This is a genomic window from Pedobacter aquatilis, assembly GCF_032678405.1.
GTDB lineage: Bacteria > Bacteroidota > Bacteroidia > Sphingobacteriales > Sphingobacteriaceae > Pedobacter > Pedobacter aquatilis_A.
In genome coordinates this window covers 427,783-453,540 of record NZ_JAVTSJ010000003.1, presented here as the reverse complement: position 1 = coordinate 453,540, position 25,758 = coordinate 427,783, and the positions used below count along the sequence as shown (strand labels likewise).

Sequence of the window (25,758 nt, the reverse complement as noted above, 5' to 3'; positions counted from 1 at the left end):
ATTAAAAATTTTGTTGATGTATGGTAAGAAAGAAACTAATTGCGGGAAAATTACAATAGCTAGTTAATCTTTCGAAAGGCTATCAATAAATTTAATATCTGTTCTTACAGGGAAATGATCAGATAATTTTGCTTTTGTAATCTGATAATTCAGAACTTCAAAATCTTTACTGGTGGCAATGTAATCGATCTGGAAATTAGGGAATTTACCGTTATAAGTTTTTCCAAAACCAGAGCCCTTTTTGATAAAAGCGTTATTTAATCCTTTTGTAATCTGATTTACAGCATAGGATGCGGGAGTATCATTAAAATCACCGGCAATTAAATAAGATGTTTCACATTTGGCCATTTCCTTCTTCATAACATCAACCTGTTCGCTTCTTTTTACAAAAGCCTCCTTTAACATTCTCAAAATTCGTTTTGAGGCGTAAAGTTTACCCCTGGTTTTTTTAGTTAGCTGATCGAGAAACTGATAATCCTGTGGCTGAAAACTTATAGACTGAAAATGAACGTTAAAAACCCTGAGCTTTTTACCGTTAACATCAATATCAGTATAAATACTCATATTATCTCCATAACCCTCGAAGAGAATTTCACCTTTATTTTTAATTGGATATTTGGAGAAAATCGCTAATCCAAAGGCTTCATAATCATTTTTTTCTGCAGGTCTGAAAAAATAATAATCCATTTTTAGTAGCTTTTTTAAGCTATCTATTGTATTGAAGTTCCCTTTTCTGCGGGTATAAAATTCTTGGAAACAGATAATATCCGGATTCTGATCTTTAACTACCTGGAGCATTTTTTCTTTTACCGGAATGGTATTTTGCTCTCCGAAAAGTTTAAAGCTATGTACATTATAAGTCATCATCCTGATCGAACCTTCGTCTTTTTCAGGGCCGCCTTCTATACCTCCAAAGCCAAATGTTGCATGGATGGTTTTATAACCTATAGCGATAACAAAAAATACTATGATTGAAAATGCCCATCGCTTTCTGATTATCCACCAGAACAGAAAGAGCATGCAGACAAATAATGAGTAAGGGTAGGCAAGGGCAAAGTAAGCCATTAAAAAATTACTGCGGGGATCTACACCGCTGGCCAGGGTTCCCAGTAGCAGACATATAACTGCAATAATGGTTAATGGCAGGAATATTTTATCAAAAAAAGAATATTTAGATTTCGGCATTTAATCTTTACTGGCTTTAAACAATTTTTCTTTTTCGGAAGCAGTTAATTTATCATAACCCGACTTAGATATCTTATCTAAAATCTCATCGACTTCTTTTTGCGAAATACCCTTAAAAGTAGGTTTTTTTATTGGTTGCTCATTTTTTACAACCTTTAATTTTGGTTTTTTTTCGAAAAGCTTACTCCAGTCGCGGCCATTTTGTAGCATTTTGATGTAAGTAAAACCTAAAACAGCACCTCCTATATGTGCAAAACTTCCTCCGGCATTTATATTGCCTAAAGCAAGTATATCGAGAATAAAGTACGCAAGTGCGAGGTATTTTATTTTTACTTCGCCAAGAAACATTAAATATAGAGCGTAGTTGGGAACAAGTGTAGCTGTTGCGACAATTATAGCCATTACGGCGCCTGAGGCACCAATAACGGTAACACCTTGAAGGTTTCCTGAAAATACCGGAAATATATTTAAACCAATAATGAAAAACAAAGCACCCGCTAAACCACCTGTAATAAACACAAAGTGAAACTGGCGGCTTTTTAAGAAATTCATGAAAATCTGCCCGAACCAGAACAAACCTATCATATTAAAGAACAGATGAAAAAAATCATCATGAAAAAACATATAGGTAAAAACCGTATAAAATCTTTCCGGAAATAGGGAAAAAACAGCTGGCAAGCCAAGGTAATTTCGCACTAAATCAAAAACCGGGAAGCCACTTTTTGTTAAAAATGAAAAAAGCGCCACAAAAGCGGTTAGTAAAAAAATAATGGTGTTTACACCGATATAAAAGAATATCGGATTACCCGAACGGAATATTTTATCGCTTAAATCCTTAAAAATATTGTTATTCATAGTAAGTGTAAAAAGTGTCTTTATCCTTCCATATTTTAACTAAAATAAAACCAATTAATGCACCACCAAGATGCGCATAATGCGCAACTGAATCGCCGGCAAACTTGCCAACACCTAAAACCAGTTCAATAACGATATAAATCGGAATAATGTATTTTGCTTTAACCGGCACCGGTATAAACATGATTAACAATTCTGCATTTGGATAAAGGGTTCCGAAGGCAACCAATAACCCGAAAATGGCGCCGGAAGCGCCAAGCATTGGCCCGTAGTATATTTCACCCATTAATTTTATTTTATCCTGTGCAGCAACTAAATTCTGGTTAACATTAAAAGTTACATGTCCAACAACCGAGTAAACTTCGTAAGATTGCACTGCCCATTGTAGTGCAAGCGCACCTAAACCCGTAATGAAGTAGAAAATGATGAACTTTTTAGCACCCCACCTGCTTTCCAGTAAACTGCCAAAACTGTAGAGGGCAAACATGTTAAATACAATATGGAAATAATCAACCGGACTATGCATGAACATGTAGGTGATTGGTTGCCATATTCTAAAATCAGGAGAATCAAAATAATATACTGCAAACCAGTTAACAAAAGGATAGCCGCCATCTGGCCTGAAAACCAATGTGCCGATGAAGAAAATTACATTTATAATTAATAAATTTTTTACAACCGGCGGTATATGTATTCTATTCATTTATTTAATTTTTTCGCTTTAGCCTTTTAATTTGTTATTGCATTCAGCTTCATTTTATTTCTCAAATTTTTTATCCAGTTCGGCTAAGGTAATTGTTTGGATAATTGGTTTGCCACTCACGCTAAAGTTAGGTGTTTTACAGGCAAAAAGTTCATCAATTAAGGTGTTCATTTCTTCCTGTCCTAAACTAGTTCCTGCCTTTATCGCACTGTTTTTTGCCAAACTTCGGGCAAGGCTATCGCGTTTGGTTAATTTTAATTCCTGCTGTGTATTTTTAAAACCTTCAATCAGCTGTTCAAACAATTGTGTTTCATTAATGTTTGAGCTACCTAAATCTACCGGAATGCCCTCTACAACCAGTGTGTTTTTTCCAAACTCACGAACATCAAAGCCTAAACTTTTAATGTCATCAAGCAAACTTTTAGCCAGTTCAAAATCATTGGCATTAAGCGTTATAGTTTGCGGAAATAAACTTTGTTGCGAAGCCCCTTTACGGTCGTCGAGGTGGATCAGGAAACGCTCATAAAGAATGCGCTCATGAGCCATTTGCTGGTCGATAACCATTAAACCCGATTTAATTTGCGAAACGATATAACGGTTATGCAATTGCATATATTGTTTTTGCCGGGTTTCCAGAGGTGTTTCCTCACTATAAAAAGACGTTTGTTCAACTACCGGCTCCTTCGTTATTTCATAGAGCGAACCCCAGTTTTTTGCACTGGGTTTTGCCTCATAGTTTCTTGATGCTGACGAATAGCCAGATGCAGAGCTGGATTCGGTAGCGAAAGGATTAAAATCTGGATTAAAATTTATGCTTGGTGGAACAATGTCTTCAACTGCCTTTGGCGAAATCATATTGCTGAAACCCGTTTCCTGGTCGAAATCAAGCGTAGGGGAAATGTTGTATCTTCCAATTGAGCGCTTAACTGCCGATTTTAAGATAGCGTAGATAGATTTCTCATCGAGGTATTTGATTTCAGTTTTGGTTGGATGGACGTTTACATCAATCTTAGCCGGGTCTATTTCTATAAATAAAACATAGAGCGGATAGCTGTCATCTGGCAGCAAATCTTCGAAGGCCGAGCTCACCGCATGGTTTAAATAAGGATCTTTAATAAAGCGGTTGTTCACAAAAAAGAACTGCTCGCCTCTTGTTTTCTTGGCAAATGCAGGTTTGCCGATATAACCTTTAAGGTTTATAATCGTTGTATCTTCTTCAACAGGAACCAAACGTTCGTTGTAGTTATTGCCAAACAAATGAATGATACGTTGTTTCAAATTACCTTTCGGAAGGTTGAAAATTTCGGTTCCATCGTGGTGCAAACTAAAAAACACCCCGGGATGGGCTAGTGCAACACGCTGAAATTCGTCGATGATATGACGCATTTCAACCGGATTGCTCTTCAGGAAATTCCTTCTTGCCGGAGTATTAAAAAACAAATTTTTTATAGCGATTTGAGTACCTGGAGAAGTTGCCACAGGTTCTTGAGAAATCACCTGCGCACCTTCAATTGTGATGCAGGTACCAATTTCATCTTCATGCCGGCGGGTTTTCATCTCCACCTGCGCAATGGCGGCAATTGATGCCATAGCCTCTCCGCGAAAACCCATGGTGCGGATGGCAAATAAATCTTCAGCTTTTTTAACTTTTGAAGTAGCATGGCGTTCGAAACACATCCTTGCATCAGTAACACTCATGCCACAGCCATTATCGATTATCTGAATCAGCGCTTTACCTGCATCTTTTATTACCAGCTGTATTTTGTCGGCACCGGCATCAATAGAATTTTCGAGCAATTCTTTTACAGCAGAAGCAGGTCGTTGAACAACTTCTCCGGCAGCAATTTGATTGGCAACAGCATCAGGTAAGAGGTGAATAATATCAGTCATGTAATACGGCAATGTGAATTTGCTAAATTATGCAAAATAAGCTTAATGCATGCGCTTTGTTTAAAACTCAACATGTAAATGACTGTGGGTATTATGTTTAAATATTGTCGGTTAACAATGTGAAATTCATCATAGCGAGGCAAGGAGCAATCTTTTGACAAACAGGTAATGCTTTGCCCTAAAATGTGCATGGTTTTGCCGCTAACTGTATAGGTGTAGGCAACATTTAATTTACAGACACATCTGCTTACATTTTTTCTATCTTTATCAATATGAAATCCTTAATCTACGCACTAAGTTTAGTTGCTTTTCTATCATCCTGCGGGAAGGAAAAGGCAGATGTGGTTGTTTATAACGCTAAGGTTTATACAATTAATGCAAAATTCGATACAGTTGAAGCTTTCGCTGTTAAAGATGGAAAAATACTTGCGCTGGGTAAAGCCGATGAAATTAGAGATAAATTCAGCGCTGCTGATGAAATTGATGCTCGAGGCAAGGCTGTTTATCCTGGTTTTATCGATGCTCATGCGCATTTCTTCGGTTATGGGCAAAGCTTACAAACCGCCGATTTAAGGGAAACAAAATCATGGGATGAAGTTGTGGAAAGGCTCGTGAGTTTTGCCAAAACACATCCTGATGGCTGGTTAATCGGAAATGGCTGGGACCAGAACGACTGGAGCAATAAAGCCTTTCCAACCAACGAAAAGCTTACTCAACTTTTCCCCAACCGACCGGTGTTTTTGAATCGTATAGATGGTCATGCTGCAATAGCTAACCAGAAAGCATTTGACGATGCCGGAATAAAGAGTGAACAGAAATTAACAGGAGGCGATATGCTGACTAAAAACGGTAAACTTACCGGTGTATTAATTGATAATGCCGTTAGTCTTGTAGAAAGTAAAATCCCTTCGCCTGATGCAAAACTTGCAGAGAAGATTTTAACCGATGCACAACGAAATTGTTTTGCTGCCGGGCTAACCACAATTGATGATTGCGGTTTAGGTTTTGAAGCAGTTGATTTTATTGAGAAACTTCAGAAAGAAAACAAGCTGAAGATGCGCTTATATGTAATGCTTTCTGATGCCGAACAAAATTACAACTACTTGTTTAAAAGAGGAGCGATCAAAACAGACCGGTTAAATGTACGGGCCTTTAAAGTGTATGCAGATGGTGCCTTAGGCTCCCGTGGAGCATGCCTGTTAAAACCTTACACCGATATGCCTGAGAAATCTGGCTTTTTACTAAGTGATGTGAAGCATTACGAAGAAGTTGCTGCAAAAATTGCTGAACATAATTTCCAGATGTGTACACATGCGATCGGTGATTCGGCAAACCGGGTGATGCTGAAAATTTACAATAACGTTTTAAAGGGTAAAAATGATAAACGTTGGAGAATTGAGCATGCGCAGGTAGTTAACGCCAGCGATTTTGACTTATTCGGAAAGGCAACGATTATCCCTTCTGTACAGCCCACTCATGCTACATCAGATATGTATTGGGCAGGAGCAAGGCTGGGCGTACAACGCTTGAAAGATGCTTATGCCTATAAACAATTGCTGAAGCAAAATGGCTGGATTCCACTGGGTACTGATTTTCCTGTTGAAAACATTAATCCTTTATTAACGTTTTATGCTGCAACGGTTCGTGAGGATGCCAAAGGTTTCCCAAAAGGAGGCTTCCAGATGGAAAATGCTTTAACGCCTGAAGAAGCCATTAAAGGAATGACCATTTGGGCAGCCAAGGCTAATTTTGAAGAAAATGAAAAAGGTAGTCTGGAGATTGGTAAACTTGCGGATTTTGTAATACTAGATAACGACATTTTAAAATCATCACCACAAAACATCTTAAAAACTAAAGTTTTAAAAACCTATTTGAACGGAGAAAAAGTATATGAAGCGAAGTAGATTAATCATTCTCGCAGCGGCGGGTTTCTTAAATGTTTTATGTTTAATGGCTTGTGCACAGGAGCATGCCACCAATGAAAAAAAACTTTCTATTGCCAATACCATATCAAAATCGACAGTGTTACTGAATAATCAGGATACGATCATTCCGCTAAAAACGCTTGGTAAGAAAAACATTGCCTCAGTAAGTTTAAGCTTTATTTACAGCAGTGTTTTTGATAGCCTGGCAAATAAATATGACAAAATAACCTCTTTTTCAGCCGATGCTTATAAAGATAGCGTAAATCTGAACGATCTTGAAGATGATTTGAAATACTTTAATACTATCCTGGTTTCTATCGACGACCAGAATATCAACAAGGCGAAGTATATCAATTTTATTAACAGCATCAGTAAGAGTAAATCGGTTATCATTTCATATTTTGGAAACGGAACTGGTTTAAAATCGTTTGATGTTGTAACAGCACCTATTGTATGGACGGCCCAGAATTCTGCTGATGCAGCGGCAATTGTTCCGCAGTATATTTTTGGAGGTATTGCAGCAACAAATAAGCTTACCACTGCTTTCTCGGCAAAATATACCATGGGTTCAGGTTTCACTACCACTGCTATACGTTTAAAATATACCGTTCCGGAAGATGCAGGTTTAAACTCGAATAATTTAAAGGAAATTGATGCCATTGCTGCAGAAGCAATTAGTCAGAAGGCAACACCAGGTTTGGTTGTGCTGGTGGCTAAAGACGGGAAAGTAATTTTTAATAAGGCTTACGGAACACATACTTACGATTCGGCATTGCCGGATAAGGTAACCGATATTTTTGATCTGGCCTCTGTAACCAAAGTAACAGCAACAACACCTTCGGTAATGCGCCTTTTTGAAGAAGGTAAGCTAAAGCTCGATACCAATATTGGTGCTTATATTCCGAAAGCGAGAACCACACCGATGAATAATATTCAAATCCGTGAGGTAATGCTACATCAGGCTGGTTTTATTCCTTATATCCCTTTTCACGATTACGTTAAAACAGGTGATTACAGCAGGGATTCTTCGGCAGCCTTTCCAACGAAAGTAGCTGATAACTACTATATCAAGAAAGGGTTTTTCAAAGATTTTATGTGGCCAAAGATGCTGAATTCGCCAATAAAAACCCGTGGGCAATATGTTTACAGCGATATCAGCATGTATGTGATGAAAGATATTGTTGAACATATTAGCGAAGAGCCTTTAAATCAATACGCTTACGATAATTTTTATAAGCCATTGGGGATGCAAACAGCCGGATTTTTGCCCAGAAACCGTTTTAGTGCCGATAGGATTATTCCGACAGAAGACGATAAATATTTTAGAAAGACTTTACTGGTAGGGTATGTGCACGATCAGGGTGCGGCACTGGCAGGAGGAGTTTCTGGTCACGCAGGCTTATTTGCCAGTGCAAACGATCTGGCTATTATTTACCAGATGTTGCTCAATCGGGGTTCCTACGGTGGTGAAGAATATTTTAAAACCTCAACCGTAGATATGTTTACTTCAAAGCAATCAGCAGTGAGCCGCCGTGGTTTAGGTTTCGATCGCTGGGATCCGGATACAACGAAACATTATCCCTCTGATTTAGCTTCATCACAAACCTATGGGCATACAGGTTACACGGGTACCTGCGTTTGGGTAGATCCATCGCGTGGATTGGTTTACGTTTTTCTATCGAACCGGGTTAATCCAACCGTTACCGACAAACTGTCGAATTTAAAAATCAGGGGAAGGATTCAGGATGTTGTAAATAAGGCGATAGACGAATCAAAGAAATAAATTTGATATTAAAGTTACGCTTTCATTTCGATTGAAGCGTAGCACAACGGAGAGATCTTTAATTCGCGTGGTTATTATTCAACGTTAAAAGATTTCTCCGCTTTGTAATAAATGAGAGTTTTAGAAAATGCCACTAAATTTTACTCATCATCCAATAGCGTAACACAATCTTCAGTAAGTTTTTTTATCCTTGCATCGAAAGTTTTGAATGCTTCATTGTTTTTTGAAGACTGATAAAGGTATATGATGGTACTTTTAGTTGATTCGTCAGGATCGCAGGCGTAAGATTTTTCTAAATAGAAAGCAGTTTTAGTTGATAGTTTTTTGTAATCCTCTACCAATTTGTTGTAGATGACCAAATTTTTGCCATCAACAGCGGCATTCATTTTTTGTACCATTTCCTGGCAATCTTTAAAGTAATGATTGCCTAAGGCTAGATATGGAACATAATAGCCTGGGGTGAGTTTAATGCTTTTCTCATAATAAGGAATTGCCAGGTTCATCTGGTTGGTTTCTTCATAAAGCCTTCCTAAATGATAAGTGGCATTGGCAATTTGCTTAGCACTTAATTCTGATGAACGTTTTAGGACATCGAGCGTAGTTGTAATAGCCTTTGGTCTTTCGGTTTGAGTGGTTCTGATTACAGTGTAGTCCCAGTATAAGTCTTTTATTTGTTGGCTTTGTGCTAATAAAGAAGTAGTAAAGCATACAAACAGAACGAGATTGATAAAGCAGATTTTTTTCATGGGGTTAAGGTAGAAGTTATTTGTTAAAATTCAATTATTAGTAGTTTATGATGCTTGAAGTTTACGGCTGTTACTGTGTGAAGTAATTTTTCTGTTTGCAGCTAATTGATTGAAACATTAAATTTTGTGCAATAAAAAAAGCACCAGCTTTTAGCTGGTGCTTTCAAGTAATAATTATAATAATTTTTTTACTGAAACTGAAATAAGATATTATGCTGTTTTTATTTCTTCAATCCTATTTCTCTTAATCTTTCATCAAGATATTCGCCTGCCGTCATATCTGTATAAGCTTTCGGGTGCGCTGCATCAATGGTAGAAGGTAGGCTTGTTAAATCCATATCGCTACGCGGGTGCAGGAAAAACGGTACCGAGAAACGTGAGGTCTTCATCAGTTCACGTGGTGGATTAACCACCCGGTGTGTTGTCGATTTTAATTTATTGTTAGTTAAGCGTTGCAGCATATCGCCCACATTTACCACAATATCAGTATGGTGTGCTTTAATTGGTAACCATTCGTTGCTGCGGGTTAAAACCTCAAGTCCATCGGCGCTGGCACCAATTAATAAAGTAATCAGGTTGATGTCTTCATGGGCTCCGGCACGTACGGCGTCATCAGGAATGGTTTCCGGGTTTTCAATAGGGAAATAGTGGATGCCCCTTAAAATCGAATTTCCGTTATGCACATGTTTATCGAAATAATTAATTGGTAATTCTAAATAGGTTGCAATTGCACGTAAAAGATGCGTTCCGTTCTCTTCCAGTTTTTTATAAATATCGCCTGTTACCTTGTTAAAATCAGGTAGTTCTTCTAAAACTTCATTGTCAGGGTATTCGTTTTTTACAGGATCGCCATCGGTAACTTCCTGTCCAATTTGCCAGAATTCTTTTAAGTCGGGTGTTTTAGCGCCCTTTGCAGTTTCTTTCCCGGCACTTGTATAGCCACGCTGGCCGGCAAGCTCAGGTTTTTCATACTTACGCTTTGTTTCAACTGGTAATGCAAAGGCTGCTTTAATATTTTCGTAAAGCTTATCGATTAATTCCTGACTTAAACCATGATTAGTAATGGTTACAAAACCAGAATCGTTAAAAGCTCTTCCTAGCTCATCAGAAAACTTTTTGCGTTCTTCTTCAGTTCCGTTAATGTACGAGCCTAAATCTAAACATGGAATATAAGGTGTAGACATAATATTATGTTTTAATGTTATACGAATTTAAAAAAGATATGTTAATAAGTGTTGTTGTGTTCGATAAATGCTATTTAAAATTTTAATATTCAATATGTTAAGTTATTAACAATTGTTTTGAAATCCACAGAATGTTTCGATTGTCATACAAAATCCATTATTAAAAGGAGCGAAACTTTAGGTAGGTTTATTTCGTAATATAGTAAGTAGAAAGCCCTACTGTTTTAATTAGGCTTTTGAATTAAACACACAACAACATGAAAAGAATAGTTTTAATCGTATTATCGGTATTGCTTTTAAATCAGGCTAATGCTCAAGGGAAGAAAACAGAAAAGGCAACCTTTGGGATGGGGTGTTTCTGGTGTACAGAAGCAATATTTCAGAAATTAAAAGGCGTGGTTTCAGTAAAATCAGGCTATGAGGGTGGTAAAGTGGCTAATCCAACTTATGAGGAAGTTTGTACCGGGTTTACTGGTCATGCCGAGGTTCTGGAAATTACTTATAATCCGATGCAAATTACCTATAAAGATTTGCTTGAAGTTTTTTGGAAAAGCCATGATCCAACCACTTTAAATCGCCAGGGAGCAGATAGCGGCACACAATACCGTTCAGTTATTTTTTACCATACACCAGATCAAAAGGAATTGGCTGAGAAATACAAAGCCGAATTAAATGCTACAAATGCTTACGGCAAAAAAGTGGTAACTGCTATTGAAGCTGCGCAGCCATTCTACGTAGCAGAGGCTTACCATCAGAACTACTATAAAAACAATGCTGATGCGCCATATTGCAGATTGGTAATTTTACCAAAACTGGAAAAGCTTGAAAAAGTATTTAAAGCAAAGCTTAAATAAGTAATCAAATTATAGAAGAACCGGGCACTAAATCAGTTAAATGGTTTATGCCCGGTTTTGTGTTTTTGGCACAATCTTTTGTTTCCTAAACCTGATTGCAATGAAAATACTTTTGATAAAGCCCATAAGGTTTTTAAAACCTTATGGCTTTGAAAAAGATTGTAATGTAAAGCAGGGCTGATGTAAATAGAAATGCAGGTTTTGCTTTTCAAAAAGGAGAAAATCATTTGCATATTGTCAAAATAAACACAGGGAGCAATTAAACAATTGGCCATTTCCGAAACTTTACGATGGTAAATATTACATTTGCAATATGAATACCGGCTTACAGCTTTACAATACGCTTTCTCGTAAAAAAGAACATTTTCAACCGTTAAATGCACCCAATGTTGGGATGTATGTTTGTGGACCTACTGTTTACAGTGATGTACATTTAGGCAATTGCCGCACATTTATGTCTTTCGACTTAATTTTCAGGTACCTGAAATACGTTGGTTACAAGGTTCGTTATGTACGTAACATTACCGATGCCGGCCATTTGGAAGGCGACAGGGATGAAGGTGATGATAAATTTGCAAAAAGAGCTAAGCTTGAGCAGTTGGAGCCTATGGAAATTGTGCAGAAATATACGCTTGGTTTCCATGATGTAATGCGCATGTTTAACACTTTGCCACCTAGTATTGAACCCACCGCAACCGGCCATATTATTGAGCAGATTGAGATGATTAAGGTCATCATTAAAAATGGTTATGCTTATGAAATTGATGGCAATGTTTATTTCGATGTAGAAAAATATAGCAAGGAATATAACTATACAATTTTAACGAACAGAAACCTCGAAGACATGCTGAACAACACCCGGGAATTGGGTGGTCAGGATGAGAAACGAGGACGTTTGGATTTTGCGCTTTGGATAAAAGCAAAGCCTGAAACTTTAATGCAATGGCAGTCGCCTTGGGGCATGGGTTTTCCTGGCTGGCATATAGAATGTTCGGCAATGAGTGCTAAATACCTTGGTGCTGAATTTGATATTCACGGAGGCGGAATGGATCTTGCAGCTACACATCATACCAATGAGATTGCGCAATCTGAGGCCTGTAGCCATCACCAGCCTGCACGTTTCTGGATGCACACCAATATGCTTACGGTAAATGGTACACGTATGTCGAAATCGGCAGGAAATGGTTTTTTGCCCTTGCAATTGTTCACCGGAGACCATCCTTTGCTTAAAAAAGGCTATAGCCCGATGACTGTTAAATTCTTTATGATGCAGGCACATTACCGCAGTACCTTGGATTTTTCTAATGATGCGCTCGATGCATCAGAAAAAGGCTTCCGCCGTTTAATGGCCGCCGTAAACCTGCTCGATAAACTTTCTGCTTCTGAACAGAGTGATTTCGATATCGATGTTTTGAAAACGAACGCTATCAATGCCATGAATGATGACTTTAACAGTCCGGTTTTAATAGCTGAATTATTTGAAGCTGTTCGGATTATCAATATCGTTTACGATGGTAAAGGCAAGATTTCTGCTTCGGAATTGGCTAAATTAAAGCAATTGATTCAGGATTTTGTATTTGATATTTTAGGTTTGAAAGATGAAGAATCAGATAACCTTGAATTAAACAGTGTTTTGGAGATGGTAATCGATTTGCGTAAGGAAGCAAAGGCTAATAAGGATTATGCCACATCTGATAAAATAAGAATCGGCTTGCAGGAACTGGGAATTCAACTTAAAGACAGTAAAGAAGGCACAACCTGGAGCAAATCTTAATTAAATGTTGCCAGCTTCAGCCATTAAACTATAATTCGGTTTTTTAAAATGAACAAAAAACTTTTAATACTGCCCTTGATCGCTTTAGTTAGCTTTCAGGCTTGTAGAAACGATAACAAAACAACTGACGTTGAATCGGCTACACCCGAAATTAAATTAGTTTCGCCAGCATTTAACGCTGATAGTGCCTTTGCCTATACTAAAGCTCAGGTAGATTTCGGTCCACGTATACCAGGAACTGAAGCACACCAGAAATGTGCCGATTACCTGGTGGCTAAACTTAAATCGTTTGGTGCCGATGTTAAACTACAAGGTGCTAAAACCACTACATACGATGGCAAAAACTATCAGCTTAAAAATATTCTTGCAAGTTTTGGTTCGGAGAAAAAGAACCGTGTTTTAGTAGCAGCGCATTGGGATGCCCGGCCCTTTTCGGATCAGGATACTGATGCGGCAAACCACACCAAGCCTTTTGATGCAGCAAACGATGCAGGAAGTGGCGTTGCCGTAATTTTGGAAATGGCTAGGCAAATTCAGCAGAAACAACCGGGAGTCGGTGTCGATTTTGTTTTATGGGACCTGGAAGATTATGGTAAGGCTAATGACGAAACACCTGATGAAACAACCTGGTGTTTGGGCTCTCAATATTGGGCTAAGAATGCTATGGCCACTGGTTACAAAGCATTGTATGGTATTAACCTCGATATGGTTGGCGGTGGAAACGCACAGTTTAGTCAGGATGAAATTTCCCGTCAGTCGGCACCAGATGTTGTAAATAAAGTTTGGAATATCGGGAGCGAAATAGGTTATTCATCATATTTCGTAAGTATTCCAAGCGGTAAACTGGTCGACGATCATTTCTGGATGAATAAAGCCGGTGTGCCATCAATTGATATTATTCACTACAACGATAACAGCGGTTTTTATATTAACTGGCATACCCAGTTAGATAACCTGGCAAACATTGATAAAAATACATTAAAGGCAACTGGGCAAACGGTACTCGAAACCATTTATCGCGAAAAGTAAAATGTGTAATTGTTAATTACTTTTAGAAACATACCTTCAGGAAAATTTTATATTCGCCGTACCTTATTAAGAACAAATGAAAAGAATACTCTCTACTACTTTTGCCGTTGCTTTAACTTTGAGTGCCTTTGCACAGAAAAGTGATGGAACCACCAAGTCGCTTGTGAATGCTGAAAAAGATTTTGCAAAATCTATTGCTAAAAAAGGCGATAAAGAATCTTACATCGAATATTCATCGGCAAATACATTGGTATTCAGGCCTAATCCTGTTAATGCTAAAACATTTTATGCCGGACAAACTAAAGGTAGTAATGAAGTTTCATGGGAGCCGAATTTTGCCAAAGTATCGCGCAGTGGCGATTTAGGCTTTACCACAGGACCATATGAATTAGCCGGAGCTGAAAAAAAATATGGCCAGTATCTTTCTATCTGGAAAGCAGAAAATGGTACATGGAAACTAGCGATTGATTTAGGAACGGAGAGTAACAAACCTCTTGCTAAAGTAACTACGCGTTTCGAAGAACCAAAAGACCGTTTTATTCCGAAGTTTTTAAATGAGAAAGAGCAAAAAGCCAGTAAAGATGTGATTCTTACTACTGAAAAGACACTCAATACATTTTTAAAAACGCATGGTATTGCAGCTTTCGGTGGTTTCTTAATGAATGATGCCCGCTTACTATTTCCTGGAAATGAGGCTATTGAAGGAAAAGGTAAAATCCTTTCTTTTTTAAATGGAATGGTGAGTAAAATAAATTTAAAAACAACTGGAGTTGATAAAGCATTAGGAAGTGATTTAGCTTATACTTATGGTGTTGCAACCATTGATTATAAGGCCGATTTAAGAGAAAGCTTTAACTACGTATTTATTTATGAAAAAGCTGCTGATGCAAGCTGGAACTTAATTGTTCAGGCTTTTGTACCTGCAGACAGATAATATTTTAATGTGAATTTGTGAAAAGGGCTCTCCGTAAAAAGAAAGCCCTTTTTTTATATGTAAATCCTTAATTTTACGTTTATTCCTAAAATGAATTTCATGCATAAAAAATTACTTCTTTATCCGTTTTTACTATTATTATTTTTAAATGCCGCTGCACAAAAACAAAAATTCGATGTACAGGGAAAAGCAGGAGCCCGTGGTATAATGCCCGAAAATACAATTAAAGGGATGCTTAAAGCATTAGATCTAGGCGTAACCACATTGGAAATGGATGCTGTAATTTCCAAAGATAAACAGGTCGTTTTATCGCAGGAGCCTTATTTCAATAACGAAATTTCACTACAGCCAAATGGCAAGCCTATAACCTTAAAAGAGCAGAAGAACTTTAATATCTATAAAATGAATTATGATGAGATTAAGAAGTTTGATGTGGGTAGTAAAGTACATTCAAGGTTTCCCGGCCAGATGAAATTTAAGGCTTACAAGCCGCTGCTTGCTGAAACAATAGATGAAGTGGAAGCTTATGTTAAAGCAAATAAACTGGCAAAACCAGTTTACAGCATCGAAACCAAAACAATTAAAAATGGCGATAATGAATTTCATCCCGAACCAGCAGAATTTGTTGATTTATTGATGGACGTCATCATCGCAAAAAAACTTACAAAACGGGTAATCATCGAATCGTTCGATATGCGGACTCTTCAGTATTTACATGAAAAGTATCCTAAAATTCAGACATCACTACTTATTGATGAGAAAGAGCCTTTCGAAGATTATATCTCGAAACTGGGGTTTAAACCAACAATTTACAGCCCTTATTCAGTGTTGGTAGGTAAGGGGCTGGTTGACCGTTGCCACGATATGGGTATTAAAATTATTCCGTGGACTGTAAATACCGTTAAGGAAATAAAATATTTTATGAGCCTTGGTGTAGACGGCGTAATTACCGATTACCCTAATTTAATCAGCCAGATTAAATAAACCACTCGTGCTTAAACAAGAAATGCGCTGATTATTTCAGCGCATTTCTTGTTTATAAAACTAAGTTAGCTTAGTGATGTGGAGCAGCTTCAGTATTTTCGTGAGCCGGAACTTCTGTTTTTTCATGTGAAGAAGATTCCTCTTCGTGATGAAAAATTGGCCTTGTAAATGCTACGCAAAGGATTAAAACAATAATCCATGCAGTTAAAGGTAAAGCCCAAATGCCTTTTGTTTGCTGAACCGGTGCGTGTGAATCGTGAGCTGACATATCGAATATTTTGATTTAAAATTTATGCTTTGTAATTGTGTGGTAAAGATAGTAACAAAGTTTAAAATATAAACATTTGACTTTTATTTCTATTCCAAATATTATAGCAAATCCTTTATAATTTTTTCGATTGATAAACCTTCTGCTTCTGCACGGTAGTTTCGAACGATACGGTGGCGTAGAATTGGTTCGGCTACTGCCTGTACATCTTCAATATCGGGGGCATACTTGCCAGAAATTGCAGCATGGCATTTAGCACCTAAAACAAGGAACTGAGAAGCACGGGGACCAGCACCCCAGCTGATATATTTATTAATGGCATCAGTCGCAAATTCACTGTTTGGACGTGTTTTAGCCGCCAACTTAACCGCATATTCCAGCACATTGTCGGTTACAGGAATATCACGAATCAGTTTTTGAAAATACTGGATGTCATCAGCATGGATAATTTTTTGCAGTTGAACTGCTTTATTGCTGGTGGTATTTTTAACAATTGTTAATTCATCGGCAAATGCCGGATAATTTAACTGAATATTAAACATAAAACGGTCTAATTGTGCTTCGGGAAGTGGGTATGTCCCTTCCTGCTCAATAGGGTTTTGTGTAGCCAGAACAAAAAATGGTTTTGGTAAAGCATGTGTTTGCCCGGCCGCGGTAACCGATTTTTCCTGCATAGCCTCTAATAAGGCCGCTTGTGTTTTTGGTGGCGTTCTGTTAATTTCATCAGCCAGAATAATATTCGAAAAAACAGGCCCTTTAATAAATTTAAAGTGCCTGTCTTCTCCTAATATCTCTGCGCCAATGATATCGCTTGGCATTAAATCAGGTGTAAACTGAATTCTGTTGAAATTGAGGTCTAAAACAGCTGCAACAGTTTGTACAAGTAAAGTTTTCGCCAATCCGGGAACGCCAACCAGCAAACAATGTCCGTTACTGAAAATGGCAATTAAAACAGATTTTATGATATCATCTTGTCCAACTACAACTTTGCCGATTTCGGCTTTAATGTTATTGAAAGATTGATGAAGTGCATTTACGGCTTCTACTTCGTTCTTATACTGCATTGGCGTTATTTAGTTTCAGCTTTTTTCTTAGTCCAGATTTTAAGTTGGTCGCAGTCTTGAAATTCATCATCAATTTTGATGAAAGTATTTTCACGTCGTTTTTCAAACCACTCGCTTAAGGTACGGTTTGTTTTATCTTCTTGTGCTGCGGCTTTAATTTTAGGGAAATCCTGCGCTAAATTAGCTTTATGAGGTGGGATTTTTGATTTCAGGTAAAGAATACGGTAACCTTGTTTTCCATCAGTCGCGGTGAATAACTGTGGTTTTGAAACACCATCAATTTTCATTGTATCAATTACCAAAAATACTGAAGGGTCTAATTTCTCAATTGGAATAAAGGTACTTCTTGCCTGAACATTCTCGGCATTTAGCATCATACCACCATTATATTTAGTTTCTTTATTATCAGAATATAAATTAGCTGCTGCTGCGAAACTTATCTTTTTATTAATGATGTTGTTGTAAATGCTGTCGGCGTGTAATTGGGTACGGTCTAAACTTGCCTGAGTACTTTTAGGCATAATCAAAATATGACGGGCGTGCACCTGCTCACCACGACGCTCAATTACTTGTAAAATGTGGTAACCGAATTCTGTTTCGAATACCGGCGACATTTCTCCGGCTTTAAGTTTAAATGCCCAGGCCGTAAATTCTTTAGCCATCTGGCTTCTGTCGAAGAAACCTAAGTCACCACCATCGCCAACTGAACCCGGATCTTCAGAATAAGCTTTCGCTAAGGCACCAAAATCTTCTCCACCTTTAATTCTTAAGCGCAACGCTTCAATTTTATCATGGAATTTTTCTTTTTCAGCCTTGGTAAGTTGTGGATATAAAACTACCTCTCCAACCTCTACTTCAGTGCCGAATTCAGGAATACTATCGCCTAACGATTTAAAATATTTCTCAACTTCTAAAGGTGTTACATTGATATGCTCTGTGATCTTTCCCTGCATTTTCTGGGCAATAAGCTCATCTTTAATCGATGGCCTCATCTCATCTTTATATTGAAGAATAGATTTATTTAAAAATTGCTCGAGGCGTTCCTGACCACCAGCACGTTGCATACTGTAACGCATACGTCTATTAACCTCGTCGTCAACCTGTGCATCATCAACCATCACCGAGTCGATTTCGGCCTGCTGCTTAAGTAATTTCTGTGTTAAGGTTTGTTGCAAAAGCATGCACCTAATATTCGGATCTGCAGGGCGGCCCTGATATAAATATTGCGTATATTGTTGATTTAAATCGGATAGTAAAATAATGTTATTACCTACCACAGCAGCAACTTTATCGATGTTGTTCTTTTGGGCATAGCTGTTAAAAAACAAGCTAACCAAAGCAGTTACTACTAAAAAAACTTTCTTCATTCTGTTTATTATATTATTGCAAATTTAATACTTAATGGCTTAATTAAAACGTATTCAGGTTATTGTTTAGCTAATTTTCTTAATTCGTTTTCATTAATTTTAACGGAATACTTTTCTCTGAGGCTGCCTAGCCAGTTTTCTTCCAGTTTTATCTGATAGTCGGCAATTACCTCGCCCCGTATTTCATCTAATGGTTTATTATAATTTTGTTTGTTCTTCGTGTAAAAATCTGCTAAACCGGGCTCGTCATCCTGTGCTTTACTCCAAATTTTCTGCTCGGAAATATTAAACATTAAAACACCTTCTTTATATTCGTTAAGGAGGTAATCGTGTTCTTTGCCTGAGCTATTCACTTTTTTATGGGTTTCTAAAGCATTTTCATAGGTTTTAACTTCATCCTGATAATCTGTTTGTTTATCCATTCCCATTTCCCTGGCATCTAAAACCTTTAATTTGAAATTGATATACAAATTTAAATAAGCCAGTAAATCGTTATAGTTAGATGAAGTATTACCGTTATGACTTTTTTTATACGCCCACATAAACTCCTTGCTGCTTAATGGTTTATTGCTGATGGAGGCCACGTTTTGCGCAAACAACGAACTACATAACAAGCTAAAAACAAATAAGCAATAAGCTTTTCTCACACAGAGGGTTCTATAAATTTTAAAGGATAAAAGTAACAATAAGCAGGGCTATTATAAGATATTTAACTAATTTTAACAGAAATTATTATACGGCAAAAATACGAATGGAAAGTCAGGTTACCAACAATGCAAATGCTTTACGGTTATTTTTTAATGAGGAAGTTTTTCTTGTTGAAGATAAAAGCGTAAAAATACCAGCTGTTGTAACGCAGGAGGCTATTTTGCCAAAAATAAATCAGGAAGAATTGCTTGTTAAAGAAGCGGTTGATATCGCAAAAGCTGACGAAAACAGTCATTTAACAAGTAGTGAATCGGTAAAAAGCTACCCGCAAAACGATCAGATTACGCCTATTCTTGAAGAACCTGAGACACCGAAAAGTTACAAATTTTTGGGAGGTAACAAAAAAGCTGTACTTATCCTGGTGAATGACACAGCGAATGAGGTAAGTACCGAACAAGGAAGGGAGTTGCTTCGGAAAATTGTAAAAGCGGTTGATTTAAGTACGCCAGATTTTGCACTGGTTAACTACGCAAATTATCCAGGAACTGGATTTGCCGAATTACATGGTTTTTTTAAACCAACGGTTATGCTTGCTTTTGGTGTTGATGCAGGACATTTAAAGTTAAACCTCAATTGGGCAGGAGAAATTATCCTGCATGAAACCACTAAAATAATTTTTGCTCCTAATCTTCATCCTTTGGATAGTGATTTGTCTGCAAAAAAATCTCTTTGGGGCAATTTGCAAAAACTTAAGTAATCCCTTACTTATAAATTCAATATTTTTTAATGAAAAAACTTGTTTTCGCAACCAATAACCAACATAAAACCGAAGAAATCCGTTTGGCTCTGAACGGAAGTTACGAGGTTTTAAACCTTGAAGATATCGGTTGTTTTACAGATATTCCGGAAACTGCTAACACCTTTGAAGGTAATGCTTCACTTAAAAGTGGTTATGTGGCAACGCATTATCATTTGGATTGCTTTGCTGATGATAGCGGACTTGAAATTGAAGCCCTAAATAATGAACCTGGCGTTTATTCCGCAAGGTATTCAGGTAGCCGCGATAGTTTGGAAAACATCAACCTTGTGCTGGCAAAACTAAGTGGTATTTCTAACCGAAAAGCACAGTTTAAAACAGTAATTTCCTTGATGCAGAATGGCGAAAATCATCTTTTTGAGGGGGTAATAACTGGAACAATCAGGGCTGAATTGTCAGGTTCGAAAGGCTTTGGTTACGACCCGATTTTTCAGCCCGATGGCTATGAAATTACCTTTGCCGAAATGGACATGGCAGAGAAAAATAAGATCAGCCACAGAGCTATAGCCCTTCAAAAAATGATCGCTTTTTTAAAAGCTAATCCTACGGTTTAACCGTAACCGGTGGTGTAACTTTTGTTGAATCTTTTTTGGGTAAAATAGGTTTTATCCCAAAGTTGGATAATGAATCAGTTTTCGATGTTCCCTTTTGAGTAGCGGGTTTTACCCCCGGCGTTTTTAGTGTAGTTGGTTTTGTAATAGCCGAACCCTTTGCCGTTGTTTTTGCAGGTGGAGTAGTCTTAACTTTAGCTTTTTTTATGCCATTAGCACCTATAGCCTCTTTCTTCGATTTCGGCCTTTCTTTTGGTTTCCATGAAAAACCTTTAAGTATATTATCTTTTGGTACTTTATTTTCAGGATTAAGTGCGCCTTCAATACTATTGATATAAACAAGATCGTCTATGTCGTTATTTTTGAAAGTAAATTTAATACGGCTGCTTAGTGTTTGGTTCATTTCCTTGTACACCTTTGTACTATCATCCTGTGTATAATAAATGCTTTCCGCATTTCCATCAACGTATAAGGTTTTAAGTTTTCCATCAGCGAAAAAACCTGTCATATAACGCCCTTTTATCTGATTAAATCTAAGTGAATCTGCCGGAGTGTTAACCAAAAAAGCGTTTTTAAAAGCTTGTAAGTTGTTCAACTTGTTCTTTTTAAACTGTACATATATGGTGTCGCCAACTACCTGAGAACCTTCCGACCATATAATTGGATTTCCATAGCAGCGCAAAGTAGAATCAGCACTGGTGTAGAATAAGCTATCCGTTTTCGCCTGGATGTTACTTTTAAAAATCTTAACATTATGATATGCCCTGATTACCCTTGTTGTAACGGTATCCGCAGGGTTAAATACAACGGTATCAGTTTTTACTTTTTTTACCTGTTTATTTAAGCTATCCTTAATTGTTTTTGGCATATTTTTTAACAAACTGTCAGGAGTAACTTTAGGAAGTTTATTCAAAACCGCTGCAATTTTTTCTGGTTTTTTCTTTGCCGAATCTGTAATTTTTATGGCTTTACCAACAAGCGAATCGGTTTTGGCTTTTCCTAAATTTAATGCAGCTGAATCTACTTTGGTTTTCAAGCTGTCTGTTAAATTATCAGGAATATTAATTGTTTTTTTTGCCTGAAGTTTTTCTTCACGTTTACTCTTGGGTTCTTTTCCTCCTCGTACAGGTAGCTTTTGTCCCTTATTTGTGGGGGGGGCTATTTTATCAGTTGTTTCTTTTTCTGTTTTTGGAGCGTCCTCTTCGTCTTCACCAATTTCATTATCGGCCTTTACTGAGATTTTGGGAATCAATTTTAATGTTTTCTGTAACGACATCTGCGTTTCAAGCGTATCGGCACCGAGGCGTAAAGTATCAGGTCTTTTTTTATTGTTGACGGTAACCGAATCGCCAGAAATTAAATCGACATATGCATTTTTGGTAACCAGTGTTCGTTGATCTGCTTTGTAATAAAACCCTAAATCACCATACATTTTGGTCCCGTCTTTCTTGTCGGTAAACACAATGTTTCTTACCGCTTTACCGTACCCAATTTTGCCATAATAATACAAGCTATCGCCTTTTAACGATTTGGTATCTTGCGTGTACAAATTCTTTTTTCCAAAGTAAGCGTCTTCACTAAGGGTATTGTATGCGCCGTTTTCGGTGTATAAATTATCGTCTTTTCCCTTAATATTCGTTGGTCCGTAAAAATAAGTCCATTTGGTATCAACATTATAGCGCATCGTGTCTGATTTAATAACACTTTGCGGGGTTACAACCACAACATTGTACCTGAAATACGCATCGCTGCTATTATTAAAGTAATAACCGTTTTTGCTGGTTAGTACAACATCCTGCGTCTCAATTTTACCGCCACTGGTATAAGTGCCAATTTTAGCCACCATGTCATAATCTAAAATATTTGTGGTTAGGGTAGACTTTGGATCAACCATTTTAACATTATTGGTTAAATGGGCATGTTTTTTATTACCATCATATTGCAGTTCATCTGAGTAGATATCTGTTGTTAGCTGATGGATGTGGACGTTCTTATAAGCCTCGAAATAATTGCGTTCAGTGTAAAAAACGGCACTGTCGCAAGTCAAGGTAGCGTTATCTTGTTGAAAAACCGGATTGCGCAAGTAATTTACTTTTTTTTTCATATCTCCGGTAATCCTGTCGGAGGAGACAATTTTAATAATAGATCCTTTCTGCTGAGCGAATATCAGAAGGGGACAAATGAGGAAAAAAAGAAGGACAAATAATTTCTGCACTTTACAAAGTTAGTTTTTTGTTCCGAACGTTGGAAACCGGTTAAAATTAAATATTTTTGGTGGATGTTACCCTTAAACAGATTTCAGGATTTTATTGAGCAACAACAGCTGTTTACCAAGGGTGACCGCGTGTTGCTGGCCGTTAGCGGGGGAAAAGATTCTGTATTAATGTTGCATCTTTTTAAAGCTCTTGATATTACTGTTGGCGTAGCACATTGTAATTTTAATTTACGTGGCGATGAGGCACAAAGAGACGAACATTTTGTTAAAATGCTTGCAATTTCCCTTGGTTTGCCTTTCTATGTAACGCATTTTGAAACAAAAAAATATGCCACAGAAAATAAAATTTCTACCCAAATGGCCGCCAGGGAGTTACGTTATAACTGGTTTGAAGAAATCAGGGCAACTGAGGGCTATGATCTCATTGCTTTGGCACAACACCAAAACGATGCTGTAGAAACAGTACTTATTAATCTGATTAGGGGTACAGGAATTAGCGGTTTGCATGGTATTTTACCTAAAAGAAATAAGTTGATCAGGCCGTTACTTTTTTTAACACGCGATGAAATCAATCAGCTTATTGACGAAAATAAGCTGGATTATGTTGAAGATAGCTCCAATGCGAGTACTAATTATACCAGAAATAAGCTTAGGCATGAAGTAATCCCCCAACTTCAGGCAATCAACCCTAGTCTTGAAAATACCTTTGCCGATAATATTAAACGGTTTTCAGAAATTGAGTTATTTGTGGGCTTGCAGATTAAACAAATTGCTTCAGAAATTATTTTGCATAAAGTTGATGGTGATTATATTTCTATATCAAAAATAAAAGCACTTAAGCCTAGACGTCTTTTACTTTTTGAACTACTTAAAGAATATAATTTTACCGAAAAGGTGGTTGAAGAGATTCTGGATGCATTGAATAAGCAAACCGGCGTAAAGTTTTTTAGCTCCAGTCATCAGGCTATTATAAACCGGGAAGACTTAATTGTTAGCGAAATTACCACTCAAAGTAATCCGCATAAAATTATTCATATCAATGAAACTGATTTCGATTTTTGTAACCATCAGTTTAGACTTATTTTTTCTGACGATTTAAAATTTGAAGCAGATAAAAACAAGATTTTTCTTGATGAAAGCCTTTTGCAGTTTCCATTAATATTAAGGAACTGGCAGTATGGTGATAAGTTTATTCCATTGGGAATGAAAGGTTTTAAGAAGCTTAGCGACTTTTTTATTGATGAAAAACTACCATTGCATTTAAAGGTAAATATTCCGATTTTGGTTAACGGAAATGGAGAAATTATCTGGATTGTTGGCATGCGTCAGGATAACCGTTACAAATTAACCAAGGCAACCAAAAAAGTTGCTATATTCGAAGTCAAAATTAATTAAGTGGAAAGCAAGTACGCATTTATAGAAAAACAATACATAGGCAGGGATTATGTGCGCATTTTTATCAGGCTTATTATGGCTGCTTTTTGTTTTGCTGCTTATGTGTACGAACGCGATAGAGACAACACACAGGATTTGTTTCTTGTTGTTGGTTTCGGTATCATCGGTGTTTCCATGCTCTTACTGTTTCTGATTCAGTATAAAATTGTTGTCGATAATGGCAGTTTAATTTTAGATGGGCTTTGGACAACTAAACGTGTTAAAATCGACTTAAACAGTATTGTTGATGTGAGAAAAGCAACTTACAGCAGATACTTTTTCAACAACCCAGTATACAATTTGCATACAAAGGGTACAATCCGCTTTTACTCTTCAGGGAAAGACGCTGTTGTACTCACCGATCGCGATGGACTTGAATATTTCATCGGTACACAGCGGCCCAATGAACTGCTTCTTGTTATAAAAGAAGAAATGAAAAAATCTAAATAGCCCAAATACTTGGGGAATATTTTTCTCAAAAATCACCATTTTTTTCTTAATGATGTTTAAAATGCCGCATGTCGGCTTATAATCGGGTGTGCCTTTTCGGGCATGCATATTGGATTGTGTTATAAAACATTCCACTATGAAAAAAATAATATTAATGCTCCTGGGTAGTGCCTTCGCATTCCCGATAATGGCACAAACCTATACTGCCAGAGTTTCAAAAGATTCAGTAAATACCTTAGCAAATAGAATTGAATTACTCAAAGCAAATATTAAGCTTCTAGAAGTTAAAATTGATGAGGCTAAAGAAGAAGCTGAAGTAGAAAAATTGCGTCAAAAGCTTTTAGAGGCAAATGGGAACGCTAGAGTTTCTGCTGAACAGATGAGCAACCAGAGTAATAAAACTTCTTCTTTATCGGCTGTTGATCTAAAAGCTATTGATAAGTTATCAAAAAAATCTAAAAGCGACACAAATGAAGCACAGAAAGCGCTCGAGCGTTTTAATAAGCAGATTGCTAAAGTAGAAGATATTCGTACACAAATTCAGGGCGAGGAGCGTAAAGTTGGCTATAAGGTACCAAAGCTTATTTACGATTATAAACAGAATTTTTAATTGCAGGTCTGATTACACCTGTACTATGTTTAATGTTTGCCTTGTTTCTTCCTTTATGAATATCAATCTGAATGAATTTCCGCTTAAGGAAAATTGTCTGGTCCTAATAGAAATTGCGCTTAAAATACATAAAATTTTAGGTCGTGCTTTGTCAAAAACAGTCTACAAAAATGCTTATGAAGCGGAGCTTACCGCTGAAGGTATTCCATTTGCCACCGAACAAAATTTTGGGGTTAATTTGAATGGAATGACCTTGAGGCATAATTTTTATGTAGATTTTTTAGTGAATAATTCCATAATTGTGGAAATACGGTCAATGCCTTTTGTTATTACTGAAAACGATTTGAGCATTATTAATCAATTAATCATTTCAAAGCCAAAAATAGTTTTAATGATTAATTTTTATGATGAACAGCTGCAGTTTAAAAAAATGGTACTGATTTAATTATCCTATAGTTCTTAATTGCATTAATTTTCATGTTTATTGC

Annotated in this window: 24 protein-coding genes; 13 read left to right on the top strand and 11 right to left on the bottom strand. The window is 37.1% G+C overall.

Annotated elements, in window-relative coordinates; genetic code table 11:
- Positions 1–63 precede the first annotated feature (63 nt).
- The 4 genes from R2R71_RS11325 to mutL are packed head-to-tail and all read right to left on the bottom strand — an operon-like array spanning position 64 to position 4,633.
- Complete coding sequence (locus tag R2R71_RS11325) at positions 64–1,185, bottom strand: endonuclease/exonuclease/phosphatase family protein (RefSeq protein WP_316831375.1); 1,122 nt, start codon at positions 1,183–1,185, stop codon at positions 64–66.
- Entirely contained in the window at positions 1,186–2,040 is an 855-nt protein-coding gene (locus R2R71_RS11320; RefSeq protein WP_316831374.1) for a rhomboid family intramembrane serine protease, read from the bottom strand.
- Positions 2,033–2,743, bottom strand: a complete 711-nt coding sequence (locus R2R71_RS11315; protein WP_316831373.1) for a rhomboid family intramembrane serine protease — start codon at positions 2,741–2,743, stop codon at positions 2,033–2,035. Before R2R71_RS11315 ends, R2R71_RS11320 begins: the two co-directional genes overlap by 8 nt.
- Before the next feature lie 54 nt (positions 2,744–2,797).
- Positions 2,798–4,633: a DNA mismatch repair endonuclease MutL gene (gene mutL, locus R2R71_RS11310; protein WP_316831372.1), complete on the bottom strand. Its 1,836-nt coding sequence runs from the start codon at positions 4,631–4,633 to the stop codon at positions 2,798–2,800.
- A gap of 272 nt (positions 4,634–4,905) precedes the next feature.
- On the opposite strand from mutL, the gene R2R71_RS11305 reads away from it, so the two are divergent.
- Together R2R71_RS11305 and R2R71_RS11300 are read left to right on the top strand one after the other, a co-directional pair.
- The gene (locus tag R2R71_RS11305; RefSeq protein WP_316831371.1) at positions 4,906–6,537 is read left to right on the top strand and encodes an amidohydrolase; all 1,632 of its coding nucleotides are present in this window, start codon (positions 4,906–4,908) and stop codon (positions 6,535–6,537) included.
- Entirely contained in the window at positions 6,524–8,341 is a 1,818-nt protein-coding gene (locus tag R2R71_RS11300) for a serine hydrolase domain-containing protein (protein WP_316831370.1), read from the top strand. The genes R2R71_RS11305 and R2R71_RS11300 overlap by 14 nt, the downstream gene beginning before the upstream one ends.
- Positions 8,342–8,481: 140 nt before the next feature.
- Here R2R71_RS11300 and R2R71_RS11295 read toward each other — a convergent pair whose 3' ends face one another.
- Positions 8,482–9,087 (bottom strand): tetratricopeptide repeat protein, encoded by a 606-nt coding sequence (locus R2R71_RS11295; RefSeq protein ID WP_316831369.1) that lies wholly within the window; start codon positions 9,085–9,087, stop codon positions 8,482–8,484.
- A 221-nt stretch (positions 9,088–9,308) separates the two neighbouring features.
- Positions 9,309–10,271: an isopenicillin N synthase family dioxygenase gene (locus R2R71_RS11290; RefSeq protein WP_316831368.1), complete on the bottom strand. Its 963-nt coding sequence runs from the start codon at positions 10,269–10,271 to the stop codon at positions 9,309–9,311.
- A 257-nt stretch (positions 10,272–10,528) separates the two neighbouring features.
- Between R2R71_RS11290 and msrA the strand changes: the two genes are divergently transcribed.
- The 5 genes from msrA to R2R71_RS11265 all read left to right on the top strand — a co-directional run bounded on the left by msrA (position 10,529) and on the right by R2R71_RS11265 (position 15,846).
- The gene (gene msrA / locus R2R71_RS11285; RefSeq protein ID WP_316831367.1) at positions 10,529–11,125 is read left to right on the top strand and encodes a peptide-methionine (S)-S-oxide reductase MsrA; all 597 of its coding nucleotides are present in this window, start codon (positions 10,529–10,531) and stop codon (positions 11,123–11,125) included.
- Positions 11,126–11,438: 313 nt separating this feature from the next.
- Entirely contained in the window at positions 11,439–12,899 is a 1,461-nt protein-coding gene (cysS, locus tag R2R71_RS11280) for a cysteine--tRNA ligase (RefSeq protein ID WP_316831366.1), read from the top strand.
- Positions 12,900–12,947: 48 nt separating this feature from the next.
- Positions 12,948–13,928: a M28 family peptidase gene (locus R2R71_RS11275; RefSeq protein ID WP_316831365.1), complete on the top strand. Its 981-nt coding sequence runs from the start codon at positions 12,948–12,950 to the stop codon at positions 13,926–13,928.
- A gap of 76 nt (positions 13,929–14,004) precedes the next feature.
- Positions 14,005–14,862, top strand: coding sequence for a nuclear transport factor 2 family protein (locus R2R71_RS11270; protein WP_316831364.1), 858 nt, complete (start codon positions 14,005–14,007; stop codon positions 14,860–14,862).
- 99 nt (positions 14,863–14,961) lie between these two features.
- A complete protein-coding gene (locus R2R71_RS11265) occupies positions 14,962–15,846 on the top strand; it encodes a glycerophosphodiester phosphodiesterase family protein (protein ID WP_316831363.1) in 885 nt (294 codons plus the stop codon).
- Between the two features lie 70 nt (positions 15,847–15,916).
- Here R2R71_RS11265 and R2R71_RS11260 read toward each other — a convergent pair whose 3' ends face one another.
- The 4 genes from R2R71_RS11260 to R2R71_RS11245 all read right to left on the bottom strand — a co-directional run bounded on the left by R2R71_RS11260 (position 15,917) and on the right by R2R71_RS11245 (position 19,192).
- Positions 15,917–16,114 carry a hypothetical protein gene (locus tag R2R71_RS11260; protein ID WP_316831362.1) on the bottom strand — a complete coding sequence of 66 codons (198 nt, stop codon included), beginning with the start codon at positions 16,112–16,114 and terminating at the stop codon, positions 15,917–15,919.
- A 101-nt stretch (positions 16,115–16,215) separates the two neighbouring features.
- Positions 16,216–17,178, bottom strand: a complete 963-nt coding sequence (locus tag R2R71_RS11255; protein WP_316831361.1) for an AAA family ATPase — start codon at positions 17,176–17,178, stop codon at positions 16,216–16,218.
- Between the two features lie 5 nt (positions 17,179–17,183).
- Positions 17,184–18,545 carry a peptidylprolyl isomerase gene (locus R2R71_RS11250; RefSeq protein WP_316831360.1) on the bottom strand — a complete coding sequence of 454 codons (1,362 nt, stop codon included), beginning with the start codon at positions 18,543–18,545 and terminating at the stop codon, positions 17,184–17,186.
- Between the two features lie 59 nt (positions 18,546–18,604).
- Positions 18,605–19,192 (bottom strand): hypothetical protein, encoded by a 588-nt coding sequence (locus R2R71_RS11245; protein WP_316831359.1) that lies wholly within the window; start codon positions 19,190–19,192, stop codon positions 18,605–18,607.
- 104 nt (positions 19,193–19,296) lie between these two features.
- Here R2R71_RS11245 and R2R71_RS11240 point away from each other — a divergent pair, with 104 nt between their 5' ends.
- Together R2R71_RS11240 and rdgB are read left to right on the top strand one after the other, a co-directional pair.
- On the top strand, positions 19,297–19,950 hold the full coding sequence (locus R2R71_RS11240) for a hypothetical protein (protein ID WP_316831358.1): 654 nt from the start codon (positions 19,297–19,299) through the stop codon (positions 19,948–19,950).
- Between the two features lie 29 nt (positions 19,951–19,979).
- A complete protein-coding gene (gene rdgB / locus R2R71_RS11235; RefSeq protein ID WP_316831357.1) occupies positions 19,980–20,564 on the top strand; it encodes an RdgB/HAM1 family non-canonical purine NTP pyrophosphatase in 585 nt (194 codons plus the stop codon).
- Here the strand turns inward: rdgB and R2R71_RS11230 are convergent.
- Complete coding sequence (locus tag R2R71_RS11230) at positions 20,554–22,776, bottom strand: OstA-like protein (protein ID WP_316831356.1); 2,223 nt, start codon at positions 22,774–22,776, stop codon at positions 20,554–20,556. The two genes, rdgB and R2R71_RS11230, sit on opposite strands and share 11 nt — an antisense overlap.
- 63 nt (positions 22,777–22,839) lie before the next feature.
- On the opposite strand from R2R71_RS11230, the gene tilS reads away from it, so the two are divergent.
- The 4 genes from tilS (at position 22,840) to R2R71_RS11210 (ending at position 25,715) form a co-directional block, all read left to right on the top strand.
- Positions 22,840–24,171: a tRNA lysidine(34) synthetase TilS gene (tilS, locus tag R2R71_RS11225; RefSeq protein WP_316831355.1), complete on the top strand. Its 1,332-nt coding sequence runs from the start codon at positions 22,840–22,842 to the stop codon at positions 24,169–24,171.
- Complete coding sequence (locus R2R71_RS11220) at positions 24,172–24,660, top strand: hypothetical protein (protein ID WP_316831354.1); 489 nt, start codon at positions 24,172–24,174, stop codon at positions 24,658–24,660.
- A 136-nt stretch (positions 24,661–24,796) separates the two neighbouring features.
- Positions 24,797–25,270 carry a hypothetical protein gene (locus R2R71_RS11215; RefSeq protein WP_316831353.1) on the top strand — a complete coding sequence of 158 codons (474 nt, stop codon included), beginning with the start codon at positions 24,797–24,799 and terminating at the stop codon, positions 25,268–25,270.
- Between the two features lie 55 nt (positions 25,271–25,325).
- Positions 25,326–25,715, top strand: coding sequence for a GxxExxY protein (locus tag R2R71_RS11210; protein WP_316831352.1), 390 nt, complete (start codon positions 25,326–25,328; stop codon positions 25,713–25,715).
- Positions 25,716–25,758: the final 43 nt, after the last annotated feature.

Bases quoted from the DNA above. Each gene is read 5' to 3' on its own strand.
- R2R71_RS11325 (WP_316831375.1), bottom strand. From the start codon at position 1,185: ATGCCGAAATCTAAATATTCTTTTTTTGATAAAATATTCCTGCCATTA.
- R2R71_RS11320 (WP_316831374.1), bottom strand. From the start codon at position 2,040: ATGAATAACAATATTTTTAAGGATTTAAGCGATAAAATATTCCGTTCG.
- R2R71_RS11315 (WP_316831373.1), bottom strand. From the start codon at position 2,743: ATGAATAGAATACATATACCGCCGGTTGTAAAAAATTTATTAATTATA.
- mutL (WP_316831372.1), bottom strand. From the start codon at position 4,633: ATGACTGATATTATTCACCTCTTACCTGATGCTGTTGCCAATCAAATT.
- R2R71_RS11305 (WP_316831371.1), top strand. From the start codon at position 4,906: ATGAAATCCTTAATCTACGCACTAAGTTTAGTTGCTTTTCTATCATCC.
- R2R71_RS11300 (WP_316831370.1), top strand. From the start codon at position 6,524: ATGAAGCGAAGTAGATTAATCATTCTCGCAGCGGCGGGTTTCTTAAAT.
- R2R71_RS11295 (WP_316831369.1), bottom strand. From the start codon at position 9,087: ATGAAAAAAATCTGCTTTATCAATCTCGTTCTGTTTGTATGCTTTACT.
- R2R71_RS11290 (WP_316831368.1), bottom strand. From the start codon at position 10,271: ATGTCTACACCTTATATTCCATGTTTAGATTTAGGCTCGTACATTAAC.
- msrA (WP_316831367.1), top strand. From the start codon at position 10,529: ATGAAAAGAATAGTTTTAATCGTATTATCGGTATTGCTTTTAAATCAG.
- cysS (WP_316831366.1), top strand. From the start codon at position 11,439: ATGAATACCGGCTTACAGCTTTACAATACGCTTTCTCGTAAAAAAGAA.
- R2R71_RS11275 (WP_316831365.1), top strand. From the start codon at position 12,948: ATGAACAAAAAACTTTTAATACTGCCCTTGATCGCTTTAGTTAGCTTT.
- R2R71_RS11270 (WP_316831364.1), top strand. From the start codon at position 14,005: ATGAAAAGAATACTCTCTACTACTTTTGCCGTTGCTTTAACTTTGAGT.
- R2R71_RS11265 (WP_316831363.1), top strand. From the start codon at position 14,962: ATGCATAAAAAATTACTTCTTTATCCGTTTTTACTATTATTATTTTTA.
- R2R71_RS11260 (WP_316831362.1), bottom strand. From the start codon at position 16,114: ATGTCAGCTCACGATTCACACGCACCGGTTCAGCAAACAAAAGGCATT.
- R2R71_RS11255 (WP_316831361.1), bottom strand. From the start codon at position 17,178: ATGCAGTATAAGAACGAAGTAGAAGCCGTAAATGCACTTCATCAATCT.
- R2R71_RS11250 (WP_316831360.1), bottom strand. From the start codon at position 18,545: ATGAAGAAAGTTTTTTTAGTAGTAACTGCTTTGGTTAGCTTGTTTTTT.
- R2R71_RS11240 (WP_316831358.1), top strand. From the start codon at position 19,297: ATGGAAAGTCAGGTTACCAACAATGCAAATGCTTTACGGTTATTTTTT.
- rdgB (WP_316831357.1), top strand. From the start codon at position 19,980: ATGAAAAAACTTGTTTTCGCAACCAATAACCAACATAAAACCGAAGAA.
- tilS (WP_316831355.1), top strand. From the start codon at position 22,840: ATGTTACCCTTAAACAGATTTCAGGATTTTATTGAGCAACAACAGCTG.
- R2R71_RS11215 (WP_316831353.1), top strand. From the start codon at position 24,797: ATGAAAAAAATAATATTAATGCTCCTGGGTAGTGCCTTCGCATTCCCG.
- R2R71_RS11210 (WP_316831352.1), top strand. From the start codon at position 25,326: ATGAATATCAATCTGAATGAATTTCCGCTTAAGGAAAATTGTCTGGTC.